14 protein-coding genes and 2 pseudogenes are annotated in these 16,293 nt (G+C 49.2%); 11 read left to right on the forward strand and 5 right to left on the reverse strand.

Annotation, left to right across the window (positions count from 1 at the left end; genetic code table 11):
* Positions 1-13: 13 nt before the first annotated feature.
* The 4 genes from AMF_RS08985 to AMF_RS10650 all read right to left on the reverse strand — a co-directional run bounded on the left by AMF_RS08985 (position 14) and on the right by AMF_RS10650 (position 4,917).
* Positions 14-2,443 (reverse strand): VirB4 family type IV secretion/conjugal transfer ATPase, encoded by a 2,430-nt coding sequence (locus AMF_RS08985; RefSeq protein ID WP_010265927.1) that lies wholly within the window; start codon positions 2,441-2,443, stop codon positions 14-16.
* Between the two features lie 132 nt (positions 2,444-2,575).
* Entirely contained in the window at positions 2,576-2,950 is a 375-nt protein-coding gene (locus AMF_RS08990; protein WP_010265930.1) for a TrbC/VirB2 family protein, read from the reverse strand.
* Positions 2,951-3,222: 272 nt separating this feature from the next.
* A complete protein-coding gene (locus AMF_RS08995) occupies positions 3,223-3,585 on the reverse strand; it encodes a TrbC/VirB2 family protein (RefSeq protein WP_010265932.1) in 363 nt (120 codons plus the stop codon).
* Between the two features lie 801 nt (positions 3,586-4,386).
* Positions 4,387-4,917: a TrbC/VirB2 family protein gene (locus AMF_RS10650; protein ID WP_010265935.1), complete on the reverse strand. Its 531-nt coding sequence runs from the start codon at positions 4,915-4,917 to the stop codon at positions 4,387-4,389.
* An 846-nt stretch (positions 4,918-5,763) separates the two neighbouring features.
* Between AMF_RS10650 and AMF_RS09005 the strand changes: the two genes are divergently transcribed.
* The 11 genes and pseudogenes from AMF_RS09005 (at position 5,764) to AMF_RS09045 (ending at position 15,206) form a co-directional block, all read left to right on the forward strand.
* Positions 5,764-6,129 (forward strand): hypothetical protein, encoded by a 366-nt coding sequence (locus AMF_RS09005; protein ID WP_010265942.1) that lies wholly within the window; start codon positions 5,764-5,766, stop codon positions 6,127-6,129.
* A gap of 8 nt (positions 6,130-6,137) precedes the next feature.
* Positions 6,138-6,371, forward strand: coding sequence for a TrbC/VirB2 family protein (locus tag AMF_RS10310; protein WP_011114088.1), 234 nt, complete (start codon positions 6,138-6,140; stop codon positions 6,369-6,371).
* A gap of 72 nt (positions 6,372-6,443) precedes the next feature.
* On the forward strand, positions 6,444-6,827 hold the full coding sequence (locus tag AMF_RS09010; protein ID WP_041660055.1) for a TrbC/VirB2 family protein: 384 nt from the start codon (positions 6,444-6,446) through the stop codon (positions 6,825-6,827).
* Between the two features lie 217 nt (positions 6,828-7,044).
* Positions 7,045-7,368: pseudogene (locus tag AMF_RS10600) on the forward strand (P44/Msp2 family outer membrane protein); the annotation flags it as partial.
* Positions 7,369-9,102: 1,734 nt separating this feature from the next.
* A pseudogene (gene msp2 / locus AMF_RS10605) lies at positions 9,103-9,561 on the forward strand (outer membrane protein MSP2); the annotation flags it as partial.
* 258 nt (positions 9,562-9,819) lie between these two features.
* On the forward strand, positions 9,820-10,920 hold the full coding sequence (hflK, locus tag AMF_RS09020; protein WP_010265958.1) for an FtsH protease activity modulator HflK: 1,101 nt from the start codon (positions 9,820-9,822) through the stop codon (positions 10,918-10,920).
* A gap of 1 nt (position 10,921) precedes the next feature.
* Positions 10,922-11,794 carry a protease modulator HflC gene (hflC, locus tag AMF_RS09025; RefSeq protein WP_010265959.1) on the forward strand — a complete coding sequence of 291 codons (873 nt, stop codon included), beginning with the start codon at positions 10,922-10,924 and terminating at the stop codon, positions 11,792-11,794.
* A 2-nt stretch (positions 11,795-11,796) separates the two neighbouring features.
* On the forward strand, positions 11,797-13,260 hold the full coding sequence (locus AMF_RS09030) for a Do family serine endopeptidase (protein ID WP_010265961.1): 1,464 nt from the start codon (positions 11,797-11,799) through the stop codon (positions 13,258-13,260).
* 85 nt (positions 13,261-13,345) lie between these two features.
* On the forward strand, positions 13,346-13,867 hold the full coding sequence (locus AMF_RS09035; protein ID WP_227013284.1) for a LolA family protein: 522 nt from the start codon (positions 13,346-13,348) through the stop codon (positions 13,865-13,867).
* Positions 13,854-14,552 carry a ribonuclease III gene (gene rnc / locus AMF_RS09040; RefSeq protein ID WP_010265965.1) on the forward strand — a complete coding sequence of 233 codons (699 nt, stop codon included), beginning with the start codon at positions 13,854-13,856 and terminating at the stop codon, positions 14,550-14,552. Before AMF_RS09035 ends, rnc begins: the two co-directional genes overlap by 14 nt.
* Before the next feature lie 30 nt (positions 14,553-14,582).
* Positions 14,583-15,206, forward strand: a complete 624-nt coding sequence (locus tag AMF_RS09045; protein WP_010268488.1) for a cytochrome c oxidase assembly protein — start codon at positions 14,583-14,585, stop codon at positions 15,204-15,206.
* 9 nt (positions 15,207-15,215) lie between these two features.
* Here AMF_RS09045 and AMF_RS09050 read toward each other — a convergent pair whose 3' ends face one another.
* On the reverse strand, positions 15,216-15,998 hold the full coding sequence (locus AMF_RS09050) for a hypothetical protein (RefSeq protein ID WP_010265971.1): 783 nt from the start codon (positions 15,996-15,998) through the stop codon (positions 15,216-15,218).
* Positions 15,999-16,293 lie beyond the last annotated feature (295 nt).

Raw genomic sequence — 16,293 nt, forward strand, 5'->3', positions numbered from 1 at the left:
CACAAAGGCGGGATTACTGCGCGAGTTTATCGCACTTTGCATGAAATGCAGGTAGCCAATCCTTGCCCTTCTCTGCAATCGCTTCATACATGAGTTTTATTGTCGTTCTATTTGCAGATAGCACTCTCGTCTCTTTGTCTCGCAGCTTCAGCGCCAAAACTACCGATGAACTGCCTTGCTTGATGAAGAAATGCCCCTCATGATGGGGGATCTGCAACATGACATCCACTTCTTCTTTGGACAGGCCAAACACCCTAACCTGCTGCTGGCTGCCTATGATAACATTAGGCATGAAAATCCGCGTTTCGATGTGTTTGCTAGCATATCTTATAAGCTTACTTGTGGAGATAGCACGAATGTTTTCTGCTGCAAACACCACCACAACGTTTCGTGCGGTAAGCCTCTCCATCCACGCATCAAACTCGCTCTCATCCGGAAACACCACATCCATGACCCAGGCCTCATACATCACAAGAATGGTCGGCTCTCCGTTAAAGCGGTTTTCGAGTGAACGCAGGAGAAAATACAATATCGCACCCATACACTCCTGTTTGCCAGCAAGCATGCCAACGTTAATTACCACAAACTCCCCATCCAACTCTATTTCCGTCGTGTCTGATATTAGGCGCGAAAAAGCCCCCTGGGCCCCCCACCAAGCACGCGCTGACTCCCCTAACATTTCTATGCATTCCCGCACTTTGTCCGGCGTACGGGACTCCATGGGGATTGAGAATATCTTATCAACAACCTCTCTGGCAGCGAGTTTGATTGCCTCGCTGGGCGGCTCAAGCGTACCGGCCATTCTTTCCACAACCCCAACAGCTATCTCGCGATTAATCGGGGTATCGTGCACATTGAACGGATTGAAGAACTGGGTTACTTTGCCTTGCCTATCATCTATCCTGTTGTACTGCCCGTTAATTGCAGTAGCAAAAATAATGGATTTTCCGCTATAGTCGAACACCACAGACTTCACGCGCAACCTTCTGGACTCTGAAATTATGAAATTCATTATTAAGGTCATGTGTGAATCCTGCGGACCTAGGCAAAGCGTGTGCCCCTTATCCCCCGCGTGGAAGCTAAAGAAATACGGCAGGTTTTGGTTGGAAAAAAACAGCGTAATGGCCTCGTGCCATCGCCCTCCCTTAAGCGCACCCGAAGGAAAGTGGTGCGTCATAGCAAAAGTGCATGCGGCTTTCACCATTGCAAACCGCATCCCAAGAACGTAGCGGAAACTACCGGGCATGTTGGCCCAGAAGTCATCTTCCAGGGCCAAGTCAACCCTTACCACGATTGCACCCAACTCTGAAAACGCGGCAACCATTTTCTTTATGTCCTTCTTGAGGGATGGGACACTGTTTGAGATGACCATGCAGCTCACTTTCCGCTTACAACAATCACCAATTGAGCTTTCGTCGGTGGACATAACCTCTTCCAGACGTGCAATCTTTGCCAGTTCCGCGTCTCCGCTTATCTCCAACAGTTCGGTCTGCCTCCTGTACGCATCCTTGACCTGCACACTCGGCACGAATTGTATCACTTCTGTTATGACGAACTCGCACTCTTGCTGTAAACACATGTCAATCGCATCTAGAGATTCACCTGTGTATTCCTTGACGCCAAGAATTGCTCCGTATCTTGCCCCTTCTTGATCCGAAATCTTTAACGTGTTAAACCCAACAGCCAGACCACATCCTGCGGCAATGGTATGCGCGCTGTCACGGAATTCTAAGAATCGCTCACCACGTCTTAAGGTAACCAAATAGCTCAGAAACTCCAGTAATTCAGACCGCCATTTTCCGTCTTCGCAGCGGACTACCCCAAGCTTTCTAGCAGAAAAACATTGTAGTTCTGCCACCATGGCGGAAGTTACCCTGGATAACTGTTGCACTTTAGAGGCCAAAAAGCTCTTATGTCTCTTTTTGACTCGGCCGAACGTCAGCGCACTGATCATGCCATCCAGCTTCTCGCGCAGAGGCTGAGTCACCACAGCAATGTATACCTCATTAGCGTAAGTACGCCTTGAGCCTATAGAGTCCTCGTACAGGGAGTGCAAAGAATCAGAAAAGTCCCGCGTCTCGTGCCAATCAAGTTTAAATTTGCACTCTTCCCTAACAGTGTATAGCCAAAATGCAATGCTCGGATCCCGCACGTTCGATATAACAGTCCTTATAGCATCCCTGAGAGACCCCAAACCTGAACTGTCGGCATAGTCTTCTATCCGTATTATTTGTACCAGACCCCCACTTTTGTTCAGCAGCGTCTCTTCGTTGTAGTGGCAGGCGGGTGCTATGAACTCCACGTAGGAATCCGCCCCACCTGCTGCATAGGAGGAGCTGTGTACCTCCTCAACTGTAGCACTGCTCTTCTCTTCAGAGCCTTGATCCTCATCGCCCCTTTTCTTCAGGCGAAATTTGCGCACAAAACTATCTATGAAAGACACCGGTGAATACCCATAACCCTCTCACGCCACCAAGCATAATTCAGAGTACTACATTCATATGCTTAACATTCCGTGAACCAAAAATAGGCAAACCTGCCGATGTTCAGAAAGCCCGAACGTCCACAGACGGGGCTATATAGTCGTGCCAGCAAGCACTCTACAGTCAAAATCATCAGCACCCAATTCTGCAATGCCACCGGCAAATTTTGAAATCAACTTCCCTGCACCAAAGAATATGGCTGTAAATACAACTAGCATCACAATAGCAGGCCATGCCAGCCTACCGAAGACCGCCATGATGCTCGAGCCCAGTATAACTCCCGTCATTATAGGCAACCCCAACTTTTGCACGAACACCACAACGTTGCATATAACTTTTGATACCACTTCCCCATTCGCCGCATTTGCTGAACCCTGGGACATAGCGCGCACGCTTGAGGCTTCAGAGCTGAACGATAGTAACGTGAAGACAAACACAGATACTGTTGTCAAAAAGGCTTTCAACATTCTACTCCCTTAAAGACTTTACCTGTTACCTTATATAACAATCTGCGTAGCCTATCTACAGTTATGCTTAATGAATTTTCAATTTTGTTGCACGCCGCCGAAGCGCGACTTGCATGCGGATTTCAGAAAGTATACTAGCTGAAAGCCATGCTGTGCATTATAGTTTAACGGGACACAATGTGCCCCGTTAAGAGATGGACTGAACCTTGTTGTGAAGTCGGGTTGCCTTGCGGGTAAGCGCCAGCATTGTTGTGATGACAACCCCTTATGGGTTACTTGCAGTCAAAGTTATCGGCGTCTAGCTCGGTGATCCCCTTCGCAAATTTGCTTATGAGCTTACTTGCGCCAAAGAATATTGCAGTAAATACAACCAACATTGCTATGGCCGGCCATGCCAGCCTACCGAAAACCGCCATTACACTTGCGCCTAGAATAACACCGGTCATGATCGGTAACCCCAGCTTTTGCACAAAGAGGATGACATTACATATCACTGTTGTGGCAACATCTTTTTTATCATTCTGTTCCCCTGTCTTCACCCCACCGTTCGCGAAGGCGCAGTCTGCGGTACCGATGCTGAGCGCAACTAATAGTGTACATGCTGCCCGAAAGAAAAATTTTACAAATCGTGACATTCCATAAACCCCCATTCAGAACTATCCCACACACCACGGAAAAGCCCTTGCAACATGCCACTTATGCGAGCAGATTGATCAGCTTACTAAAATCCGCTTTCATGACCTCCACGGTGCACTTGGCATATGGTGAGCAACTCACCTTGTTTGCATTCTATTAGGCAATAAGTTAATTTAGGATTAACCAATATTCTTGTTTAGCGCGCAGTTATGTATGCTCCCTCCCAAATAATGGGATCCTTAGGGACTTGTCCGAATAAAACATATATTGATAGGGAAAATTTCTGTCATTGCTCGTGCGTGCAGTAGGTTATAGCAACACGTGTTGACGTTATGGGCATTGTTACCGCACTGGTGTGCTGGTATGTGACACTCTTTTATTTAGAGTATGAGAGCGCGGTAAAACGTAGTACACACCGCAGATGATGGGGAAAATCTGTCACCAGTAGTGAGCCCATACACCTGATGCAGTGCGTACTAAGCCACACCAAATTTAGGATAGGGCCTTTACCGCAATTTTTACAACCTAGCAAACCGAAATTCGGGGGCAGTTCGCCCCTGCTGCACTGCCGGCCAGTAAGTTTCTGCGGCACATTACCCATCATCGGGCCCCACCGAGTTCCACTGCCAGCTACAATAATACCAGATCTGCATATCATCTGGTGCAAACCATTGCGTTTTCCGCAAGGCTAAACCACCGCCGCCCCGGGGGTGCAGGGCGGCAGCGTGGGCGCCTGTCTACCGTGAGCCTTCACGCATCACAGTTGCTGTAGACACAATCGCGCCCAGATACGTACACGCCTATGTGCACGAAAATACGGATGTCGGACCAACACCATCGGCAAATTTCTTAACCAGTTTATCCGCTCCAAAAAACACTCCGGTAAACACTACTAGTATGGCTATTGCAGGCCATGCCAATCTGCCGAAAATTGCCATGATGCTAGAGCCTAATATCACCCCAGTCATGATTGGCAACCCTATAGCCCTAACGAAACTGATTACATTACAGATGACTTTGCCGGCAACCATATCATCGTTGGCGCCGCCACCGCCGCCACCTGTGCCTCCTCCACTACCTGAGCCTGTATTACCACTACCTGAGCCTCCACCACCCAAAGCAGGAAACTGATTGGCAGTACCGACATTCGTACTGCCGGCACTTTTACTCTTACTACTGCTCACACTTTTACTCTTACTACCGCTTACACTCTTACTGCTCGTGCTCTTACTCTTATTATTGCCAGCATTCTTATTACTAGCAGCATGCGCCGAATCGACAACGAACAGGAACACCAAAAATAACAATACCTTCGGCGCTACGGCGTACATAGCACCTCCGAAACGCTTCAATAACAAACAACAAGTCACTTTCCTCTCCCTAGTAAACAATCAAACTCTCTACGCTTCAGGGTGACAGTGCACCAGTATCGAACTCCGCCACTTATTCGCGATATGGACGCGCCTTTTCATGCGCAGGATCCAGATAGACACGGAGCTACAGAATCTCGCGCAAGAAGTTTCCCGCCATAGTTCCCTGAAATTTGCGCCTATTGGGTCTAGCTTGGTGTTACACGACACAAAATTAGGTAACCCCGAATTGTGTTCACAGGGATGGCACTGCTCGGAACGCTTGCCCGCGCGAGACGTGCATGGGTGCAGACCGAAAAACCACTGGAAAACGTCCGTTGCGGCATTTCGGCAATTATGCATAGCCACCGAGGTATCCAGTATCCAACGGAGCCCCACACAAGATAGCACACCAAATACGGGCAACGCAGTAGTCAGGGCGTCACACGCACAGGGTGCATGCAGCAACGTGAAAGGGGCCTGGGGCTTCATCCAAAGTTCCTCGATAAGCGGCGCAATGTCACAGGGGCCAGTGACGTAGAGGAAATTACTTAACAACACGTGACTCCAAAAATGCAGAGAACAAAAAGTCTCGGCCAACAGGCCTTTGTATGCGCGCGCAAATTTGTGTCTCGCTGAAGGTTGTGTTGGAGCGAATTTTTACTAGGCAAAACAGCTGGATATCACCAACCATGCACGTGCAACGTCTGCTAGGTAACCCAAGCCGTGTCTTTCGGTCATGCCCGTTGGTGCCACAAGGTGACAGATGTGTGTCGACCCAAGCAATTACACAAGTAATTACAAGAGGGTTGTGCCGGCAGTTCAAGTGTGAAGCGAGTCAGGTTGGGGCAGTTGAGCGGAAGGTTTAGAGAAAGACTTGGCACTGAAAGTTGGCAACACAAGGAAATTCAAGTGTTGGTAGTAGAATCAATCAAGACACCAGGTGGCGTAAAAGTCCACTGCAGCGTTTGTGCCGCTGCCTCATCTACTGATGTGGCAGCGGCACATACCCCATCAGTACAACCCAGGATTGTTTACAAAATTTTAGCAACTCTGTGCTGTAATGCTGCCAGCTTGCACACTGGAGGCTATAGGACAAGTTACAGAATTATTATCCATTACGTACATCACAGCATGTATGTGATGAATAAGTACTATGGAGGAATATGTTCAACTTTGCACGAAGATACCTAGCTCCTGCTATGGTAGCCCTGATATGGTTATTCATCACAGCAGGTTCTACTAATGCCGATACTATCAGCAGTACTAACACTGCTGACGATACAGCTACCAAGGTTATTTGTGACGTCATTGTCTTCGTGCAGAAGCTGGGATTACCCATCATGACAGGGGTGGTACTAGGTTCTGGCGTCATGGCTTGGCACACTTGCATGGCCTGCCATGGTAATGCTGGTTGTGTGTACAGCCATAGGTAAGCTTATGGCCACTGTATTGAGGGTAATACCAGTTAGTGCAAGGGTGGACGTAGAGGTTTTGGGAGAGTGGTGATGTTGCTAAAACTTAGATTCTTACTCATTGCTGTAGTATTAGCATTGGGTATCTTACATGGTGTACCTGCTGCAGGGGCTGATACTAGTACTACTGGTACTGAAGCTGATGATACAGCGACTGTTGTTATATGTAATGTTATACGGTTTGTGCAGAAGCTGGGACTACCCATCATGACTGGAGTGATACTAGGTTCTAGCATTATGGCTATCTTTGGTAAGCTTGCATGGCCTGCTATTGTAATGTTGGTTGTATTTACAGCTATATTCTTTGGTGCTGGTAAGCTTATGGCTAAATTTGCTGCTGGGTTGGGCGATGTGGGAGGAGGCACGAAGGCCGAGAGCTTTGACTGTTCCAGTTATAAAGGCACTGCTAGGCAGTGATGGTGCAGAGAGCTGTGGTGGTCGTGCCAAGTTAGACTGGGATGCCAGGGGTTTATAGATAGTGGCTTTGTTATGTCGGTGGTACCAAGAACTTCAAGTGTGTTGGTGCCCAGTAGAGTTGGAAGTGTGAGTGATGTTTCGAGGGAGAGTGGTGATGATGCCAAAACTTAGATTCTTACTGATTGCTGGGGTATCAGCATTGGGTATCCTCCATAGTATGTCTGCGGGGGCTGCCGATAGAAGTAAGTCACGCACACAGAGGTTGGCTAGTGGACCGGCTTTGGGGAAAGGCAACGGGAGCTTCTACATAGGCCTAGACTATAACCCAACTTTCAACGGTATCAAGGACCTGAAAATCATCGGCGAAACCGATGAGGATGAAATGGATGTTCTCACCGGTGCCAGGGGCCTGTTCCCGATGAACGCTCTTGCTAGCAACGTCACCGATTTTAACTCATACCACTTCGACTGGAGTACCCCACTGCCTGGGCTAGAATTTGGGAACAGTACCCTGGCTCTTGGAGGGAGCATTGGGTACAGAATTGGAGGAGCCAGGGTTGAAGTAGGGATAGGACATGAGAGGTTTGTTATTAAGGGGGGAGATGATGCAGCATTCCTACTAGGTAGGGAACTAGCATTGGATACAGCGAGGGGTCAGTTACTATCCAGTGCATTGGGTAGGATGTCCATGGGTGATGTACACAGATTAAAGAAGGAAGTAGTTGATAGTATAGGAAGAGGAACAGCTAGTCCTGTAAGGGCAATGTTTAGTAGAGAGATCTCAGATGGGAATACATTACTTGCTGGGGAGATGGTAGGAGTTGATGAAGGACTAGTTATACAAGAACTGAGCAGACCAGAAGAATTAGAAAAGCTACAACATGAACTAGCAAAGCAAGTAAGTAAATTAGCTGAACTTGGAGAACTTAAGTGGTTAGAAGAACTTGAAAAGCTGGAGACTGAGGAGCTGGAGCAAGGACTCGAAGGAGCGCTAAAAGCTTTGGGCGTGGAAGCATCAGTGCAGGAGCTGGTACAGAGATTCAAGAAGGAAATTGCTGATGGTAAGACACCGGAAGAGATAAAGCTGGAGTGGATCAAGGAGATAGAAGCTAAGAAGTTAGAGGAGGTGCAGGAGCAGGCTGAGAAAAAGCTGGCGGAGCTGGAACTAGCGGATAAAGGAGGAGCATTGGGAACTAAAGGCGAAATACGGGAAGTTAGGCAGCTCAAGGAACTAGCGGATAAAGGAGGAGCGTTAGGAATCATGGCCGAGAAGCTCAAGAAGCAGGAAAGTCTCAAGGGGCTAGGAGGAACAGTAGAAGAATTAGCAGCGATAAGGGAACTGAAGGAATTGGGGCTAGAAGAGCAGCTGAGGATGCTGGCTGAGATTAAGGAAGTTAAGAGATTGGCAGAGAAGCAGAAATCACAAGGATTAGAGGCTCATGAGGGATTACAACTGACTGAGAAGATTAGAGCATTGGGAGGACAGCTGGATCTGCTGGAAGAGAGATTGAGTGAAAAGTTTAAGAGACTACAGCAGAATGAGCAAGGTATACGTAAGGATCTGAATCCACAAGCTATAACAGCAGTGGCAGGTAAACTAGATGAGATTTGGGTACTGGGGACGCTAGGACAGTTAGATGAGCTAGTGCCTGGGAAGAGAGCTCAGACACTGGGGGAAATGAAGGCAACGCTGAAGGAGCTCGAGAAAATACGGAAGTTAGTAGACCTAGAGAAGAAGCTAGAAACTATGGGAGAACTAAAGAAGGAGATAGAGAAAATCAACGAGGAGGGAGAGCTGCTGAAGCTAGAGGCTAAGATACAGGAGGAGGCGAAGGCGGAGATAACAACGCTTAAGTCAGCGGAGAGGTATGGTACGCTAAAGGAGAATCTCAAGGAGTTGGAGAAGAAACTAGGGGAGGTGAAGAGCCTAGGAGCGTTGAAGTGGCAGGTAGCTGGGATAGAACCCGGGACGGGAAGTCAGGGTGGAAAGATACAGAAGCTGGCTGATAAGCTCAAGAACAAACTAGGTGAACTAGTTGCCATAAGGGAACTGAAGGAATTGGGGTTTAAGGATTGGTTGAGGCTCAGGACACTAGAGGAGCTTACAGAGATAGCTGAGAAGCGTGGAGTTGCAACAGTGATGAAGGCAGCATTAGCTAGTGCGATGGAGATAGCTAAGAACAGGGGTTGGACTGATTATTTAAACAGTCTAGATGTAAGTGAGAGAGCTAATGCTGCAAGGGAATTAATTGCTGCTGAGAAGATTAGAAAATGGGCTAGGGATATTAATAACTTGGATGCTGATGAACGGGCAATGGTCGCTGGGGCTTTTGCTAGAGCTGTTGAAGGTGCGGAGGTGATAGAGGTCAGGGCTATAGGGTCTACTTCTGTAATGCTCAATGCTTGTTATGACCTTCTGACTGATGGTATTGGGGTTGTTCCTTATGCTTGTGCTGGTATCGGTGGTAACTTTGTCAGTGTTGTTGATGGTCACATTAATCCTAAGTTTGCTTACAGAGTGAAGGCTGGTCTGAGTTATGCTCTGACTCCTGAAATTTCTGCCTTTGCTGGGGCTTTCTACCACAAGGTGTTAGGTGATGGTGATTATGATGAGCTACCTTTGAGTCATATTTCTGATTATACTGGTACTGCTGGTAAGAATAAGGATACTGGTATTGCTTCATTTAACTTCGCTTACTTTGGTGGTGAGTTGGGTGTTAGGTTTGCCTTCTAGTTCCTTCTAGATAGAAGGCTTAGGGGGAGTGCAATGCACTCCCCTTTTTTATTTGTCCCGTTGAGGTTCGGCAACGCTTAGGGGGATTCTTCACTACCTGGGCAGTAGACCAGCATTGAGCAAGAGGGGGTGGTCTCTCAACCTGAACAGTAGACCAGCATTGGGGGACGAAAAGCGGTGGTGGTGGTAGTATTTTTGTTGATACGGTGATGATTCTGCGATAGACTCCCTCTTGTTCTGCTGGGATTGGTGGTCTTTATGAGCGATGGGGGTGATCCCTGGGGCGGGGAGAGCGGCGAAGGGTTTGAGAAACCCAAAAACGGCAAGAGGTTCGGCGATTCCCAGTTCGATGGCTTGTTCGAGGGCGTTCGCTCTGCACTAAATGAGTTCCCTGGGGGAAAGCATCCCGGCGACTTTGTGCTCAAGTATTCACATTTGCTCTTGCTTCTTGCCTCGCTTACGGTGCTGTACGCGTGTACCGGCTTCTACGTGGTAAACCCAGAGGAAAAGGCTGTCGAATTGCTGTTTGGAAAATACAGAAAGGTGACGGAGCCCGGCTTGCGCTTCTGGCTGCCCCGCCCATTCGGTAAAGTACTGAAAGTTAAGGTCGAGATCGTCAGTAAGGAAGAAATTGGCAGCGGTGTGTACAGAGGTGATGGTGGTGAGCATAGCCACGGCGAGGGCATAATGCTGACTGGCGACGAGAATATCGTCAATATAAACTTTGACGTTCAGTGGAAGGTCACTGACGCATACAAGTATCTGTTCTGCGTCAGAGATGGTAGGCCGGGTGCCACTGTAAAGAATGCCGCTGAAAGTGCTATGCGGGAGATAATTGGCAAAAGTACTCTAGCCTTCGCTATAGAGGGCGAGGGAAGAGCCTCCATAGCATATGAGACAAAAAAACTGTTACAGAGTGTGTTGGACCATTACAGCATGGGAGTTGAAGTCCTCTCGATACAGCTAAAGAAGGTAGATCCGCCCGAGAAGGTGATTAGCGCATTTAGAGACGTCCAGAGTGCCAGAGCCGATAAGGAAAGGGCTATTAACGAGGCTCATGCATATCGCAATGAAGTGTTGCCCAAAGCCAAGGGGGAGGCAATTAGAATAAAGCTCGACGCTGAGGCTTACAAGAGCGAAGTGATAAACCGGGCACAGGGGGATGCCGCAAAGTTTCTTGCGGTGTACAAAGAATATGTAAATCAGCCAGCAGCGGTTAGAGATCGCATGTATATAGAAGCGATGGAAGAGGTGCTGAACAATATGGACAAGGTCGTTGTTACTGACGACATCAAAGGCCTGTTCTCCTACCTGCCCTTGGCCGGAGCGGGTGGCAAGAAAGCTGGAAGCGGGGGGTAGTATGAAGTTAAGTCTTGCTAGGCTCGCGCTGTTGGGTGCTATCGTTTTTGGCCTTGTGACGCTTGCGCTGGAATCCGCGTTTATCGTAGATGAAGCACACCAGGCTATCGTGGTGCAATTCGGGCGCGTGCAGAAGAGCGTACAGAAAAGTGGTCTTTTTTACAAAGTTCCTGTAATCAGCGAAGTTATATACTTTGACAAGCGCATTATAGAGATCCGGTCAGACTCTTGCGAGGTAATAGCAGCGGACCAGAAGCGCTTTGTTGTTGATTTTTATGCAAAGTATAAAATCATTGACCCGGTTAAGTTTTACCAAACAGTACGGAGTGAGACTGGGCTTGAGAATAGGCTGGGCTCTATTATTGAATCAAGCCTACGCGCGCAGGTTGGTAGCGTAGCGTTGATCAACTTCCTTAACGAAGCCAGAGCCGACGTCATGCGCCGTATACAAGAGGGTGTGAGCACGGAGTCTGAAAAGTTTGGTGTGGAAATGGTTGATGTGCGAATCAAGAGAGCAGACCTTCCCGAGGAAAACAGTGCAGCAATTTTCCGCCGCATGCAGACTGACAGAGAAAAGGAGGCGAGAGAGATCAGGGCAGAAGGGGAAGAGATGTCTCAAAAGATCAGATCAGATGCAGACTTCCAGACACGCGTTATTATTGCAGACGCGATGCGGGATGCGCAAATTATCAGGGGTACGGGAGATGCAAAAGCATCTCAAATTTATAACAACGCTCTTAAAGCCGACCCTGACTTTTTCAGTTTTTACCGCACAATGAGAGCATATAGGCGAGTATTTAGCGATGGTACGACAAAAATTGTGCTGTCACCAAACAATGATTTTATCAGTCTTTTTAACAAAAGCAGGGGTTAGGTGTGAAGAGGTTTTTATCGCTTTTTTTGCTGATAGCGTCGCTGTGTAGCATACACTCCGGAGGCAGCGCGTTGTCGTCGGTGGCAGGGTCAAAAACTGCCGTTCCGGACAGCCGTAGGGGGTTTTCTGGGCTGGCTGCTAAGCTGTTGCCTGCGGTAGTCAATATTTCCACGGAACAGACCGTAGATAGCGATGCAAGCTCCATGGGCCAAGGCTTTAGGTTCCCGGGAATTCCAAAGGGTATTTTTGAGGAATTTTTCAACAACTTGGAGCCCCTCCTCGTTGACCCTTTAAAACCCAGAAAGGTAGTCTCCCTGGGCTCGGGGTTCATAGTGGATAAGTCAGGGCTGATAGTCACCAACTACCACGTAATAGCGAACGCTAAGGAGATTCACGTAAAGTTCAGCGACAATTCCACAGCCAAGGCTACGGTGTTGGGAAAAGATCCTAAAACGGATCTAGCAGTGCTCAAAGTCAAAACGAAAAAAGACCTACAACCGGTAACACTGGGCAACTCCGATGAAGTTTTGGTAGGAGAGTGGGTGTTGGCTATAGGTAACCCCTTTGGGCTCGGAGGTTCAGTGAGTGTAGGTATAATCTCGGGCCGCGCACGCGATATTAACATTGGTACTGCAAGCGAGTTTTTGCAGACTGATGCTGCCATAAACCGCGGACATTCGGGTGGGCCGCTGTTCAATGCTGATGGGGAGGTCATTGGCATAAATACGGCAATAATGTCCCCACAGGGCGGCGGCAATGTTGGAGTGGCGTTCGCTATTCCTTCAAACAATGCGGCACGTGTTATACGTGTGCTATCCAAGGGTGGAAGGGTAGAGCACGGTTGGTTGGGGGTTGTCATTCAACATGTTACTGATGATATGACAGACTCTCTTGGCCTGGAGAGTGCAAGAGGCGCATTAATATCTGGCGTAGCAAAGGATAGCCCGGCAGAGAAAGCGGGGCTCAAGGTGGGCGACGTAATTCTGGAGTTCAACGGACAGAAAATAGAGAATATGCCCCAGCTTACGCACCTTATAACAAAAGCCGCAGTGAACGAGAAGGCCAAGATAACTGTCCAGCGCGATGGCCGCGCTCTTAACGTCATGGTTACAATCGGTAAGTTGCCGGACGACGCTGTGCCAGGAGGGGCAGACCAGGAAGCCACCGATGACAGCGTGGGCCTTACAGTTGGCAATCTACCTAAAAACTCTAAGAAGCAGCAGGAAGGGGTGCTGATACTCAGGGTTGACCACAGAAGCGATGCTTTCAGTGAGGGCGTCAGAAAGGGAGATATTCTGCTCGGCATCAATTCCGCAACGATAAACAGCGTGTCAGATTTCAACAAGGAGATGAGCAAAATTAAGAGCGGCAGCGGCGGAAAGGGTTCCCTGTTGCTCCTCGTAAAGAAGGGAGGAGGTGACGCACCGCCGATATACATACCGGTAAAACTAAACAAGAATGCATAGGCGTGGCGCCCTGTTCTGGGCGTTACTCTTTTTGCTGCATCTTATAACTCCGGCCAGGTCGCCCTGCTCCGTCCATTCCCCGGCTGTGGCCTCTCCTAGCTTTGCTGCGCAGCTCATTGAGATCGTGGAGTGCATAAATTCCTTCAACGCAGATTTTGCACAGACTGGCGAAGATGGGTCCGTACAATACGGCAGAGCCACGATTAGGCCTGGACTCCTGAGGTTTGACTACCATGCGCCAATTTCCACATCAATTGTGATCAAGAACGGATGGATGACCTTCTACGACCAGGCACTCAAGCACTACTCCTATATAAAGGTACGCCACCCGATTGTGGAGCTTTTTAGCGCTACAAATTCAGATAAAATCAAACAGCTGAATATTCTGTCAGCCGTTGTTCATGACGGCAGGAAGACATTTCACATAATAGAAAAGCAATCAGGGGCGGCAATGGTGGCCTCATTTGCCTTCGCTGGCTGCAGTTCTGCATACATTTCCGAGCTCAGCGTACAAAACTTACAGCAGGGCGCGATGAGATTGGAATTCTACAATGTTGAGAATAACCCGCCAGTAACCAAAAAGGAGTCTCGCGTTGCATCCCGTTGATAAAAAGAGCCTAGCACTTAAGATATATGAGGCCACAGGGTACCAATTTAGGGATTTAGACCTGCTGCTAGAGGCGTTGACCCACCCCAGCCTTTCGTATAAGAGTGCGGCGAATTACGAGCGCCTTGAGTTCCTCGGTGACGCAGTATTGAGCATGACTGTCTCCGAAATGCTATACAGGCTCTTTCCAGATGATGACGAGGGCTGCTTGACCAGAAAAAGAACGGCGCTGGTGCGCGGCTCAGAAGTAGTTGAGATTGCAAGATCCATAGGCCTGGGTGAGCTCATACTCATGTCAGGCGGGGAGCGAACCTGCGGAGGATCCGACAATCCGGGCACCCTTGAGAATGCATTAGAAGCCCTTATAGGGGCAATGTACATGGATGGCGGCCCGGAGGCTTACAGGAGCTTTATACATAAGCACTGGCTCGCACGCGCGCAACACATGTCCTATACGCCACCTCAGGATCCAAAAACTGCGCTGCAGGAGTGGGTACAGGGCAGGGGCTGGGCAATGCCATTATATAAATTGGTAAGCAAATCCGGCCCCGAGCACAAACCAGTCTTTGCAGTTGAGGTAAGCATCCAGGAGCATGGCAACGTGCTGGGTACCGGCAGTAGTAAAAAGCTTGCGGAACAGGAAGCAGCGAAACTGATGTTGAAAAAAATCACCGAGCTCCCATAGAATGGACGCAGAAGGAACCTCAAAACTACCGTGAAAAAAACAAAACGCAATAATAATGAGGTCTTGACACTACTAGTGTCAGTAATAGCTTCAATGCTGTGCCTGACGTACGCGTCGGTGCCATTATATAGAATTTTCTGCAAGGCAACCGGCTACGGAGGCACAACAAAAGAGGCCGCATCTGTGGCCCCAGTGAAAAAAACGGGCAGCTATAATATAAAAGTCAGATTAAACGCAGATACACACGGCATTCCGTTGCTTTTTCACCCGGAACAGCCCTACGTCATGGTAACGCCCGGAGTGCAGCAGTTGGCCTTCTACGTAGCAGAAAACCCGTCTGACAAAGAAATAAGCGGCATGGCCGTGTATAACGTAACTCCAGTACAAGCAGGAAAGTACTTTTACAAAATCGCCTGTTTTTGCTTCTCGCAGCAGACATTCGCCCCAGGGCTGAAGATAACTATGCCAGTATCGTTTTTCATAGCTCCAGAGATAGAGGAGGACCCCCAAACCGAGGATATAAGGGAGATTACCCTATCTTACACCTTCTTTCCGACAGAGCAGGAAAGCTCCCCAGCAGCTGCAGCCACGCCGCAAAATACGCCACAGGCCAACGCGACAGGAGCACAAAAGCACACGGACGGAGCTGCGTAGCCACCACACTTACGGCAGCAGGGGCGATACGCCGAAAGGTACGACGGAGGCACCGCCTTTTGAGATCCTGACATTGGCGATATTCGCGGAGGAAACGTTCAGCCTATCGGCAATATCGTCGATGTCTGCATCCGAAAAGTGAGTTCTGTCATCACTAAGGACCAACATACCATTGCCTGCAGAAGAGAGCATGTAGCGTATAAGACCTACACCCCCGGTAACCAACACCAAAGCAGCCGCAACCAAGCACACGTGCGACGCCGTGGACGGGACAAACAGAGCCTTAGCTGCCTCCACAAAATCACCCTGGGCACCGGCACACAAAACGCCGAACGCGGCAGAAAAAGTACACAGCGAAACGCCAAGTGCCCCCACAAGGGCGCAGGAAAGGGGCTCGAACTTAGCACCTCGAAGCCCACCCGTCCTGACACTAACCTCAGCACGAGCGTTAGTGCTGCGCACAAAGGACCCGTTCATCTGCAGCATACCCGAAGAGCTAAACGCCTCCTCAGGCAAAGAGACAACGAGCCCATATTTGTCTACAGACTTGAGCCTAAGGCAGAACACCATAAGCCCAGAAAACGCCACAAAAGCAGCCACCATGGAGCAGAGGAAGGCCGCAGTGGCAGGCCCTGCACCCAGCAAGTGGACCCCAGAAGCGGAGATGTAAGCGGCGAAGAAAGAAAGAGAGGCAGCGCTCGCAACCAGCAGCACAGCACAAATCTTAGCGTACAGCCGATCACGCCCAATCCGCGAAACACCTACATCACCGTAGTCAGCATCCCTATACACCCTACAGCCTCATCACCTTAAAAAGATTACTAGCATTTTAAGGAAATAAGCACCCAGAGTCAATAGAACCCCCGCGCAACCGCCTCAGGAGGCGGCTCAAGCCTACACAGACAACACAGCCACAACGTGCACCAACGCAGGCTCACACCCGGAGAGCGACACTTAACTAACCGGCAGCACAGCGGGAACAACCGCACCCACAGCTACCAGGAAGACAGAGAAAGGGCGACGTAGCACTCGCGACCAGGCGGGAGAAACCACCCAGGAACCGCACCACCACTACAGCATGCAACAA

The organism is Anaplasma marginale str. Florida (genome assembly GCF_000020305.1).
In the GTDB taxonomy this organism is placed as follows: Bacteria; Pseudomonadota; Alphaproteobacteria; order Rickettsiales; family Anaplasmataceae; genus Anaplasma; species Anaplasma marginale.

What these genes read in the sequence shown, in the direction of transcription:
- AMF_RS08990 (WP_010265930.1), bottom strand. Translation starts at nt 2,950, where the DNA reads ATGTTGAAAGCCTTTTTGACAACAGTATCTGTGTTTGTCTTCACGTTA.
- AMF_RS08995 (WP_010265932.1), bottom strand. Translation starts at nt 3,585, where the DNA reads ATGTCACGATTTGTAAAATTTTTCTTTCGGGCAGCATGTACACTATTA.
- AMF_RS10650 (WP_010265935.1), bottom strand. Translation starts at nt 4,917, where the DNA reads ATGTACGCCGTAGCGCCGAAGGTATTGTTATTTTTGGTGTTCCTGTTC.
- AMF_RS10310 (WP_011114088.1), top strand. Translation starts at nt 6,138, where the DNA reads ATGGTAGCCCTGATATGGTTATTCATCACAGCAGGTTCTACTAATGCC.
- AMF_RS09010 (WP_041660055.1), top strand. Translation starts at nt 6,444, where the DNA reads ATGTTGCTAAAACTTAGATTCTTACTCATTGCTGTAGTATTAGCATTG.
- hflK (WP_010265958.1), top strand. Translation starts at nt 9,820, where the DNA reads ATGAGCGATGGGGGTGATCCCTGGGGCGGGGAGAGCGGCGAAGGGTTT.
- hflC (WP_010265959.1), top strand. Translation starts at nt 10,922, where the DNA reads ATGAAGTTAAGTCTTGCTAGGCTCGCGCTGTTGGGTGCTATCGTTTTT.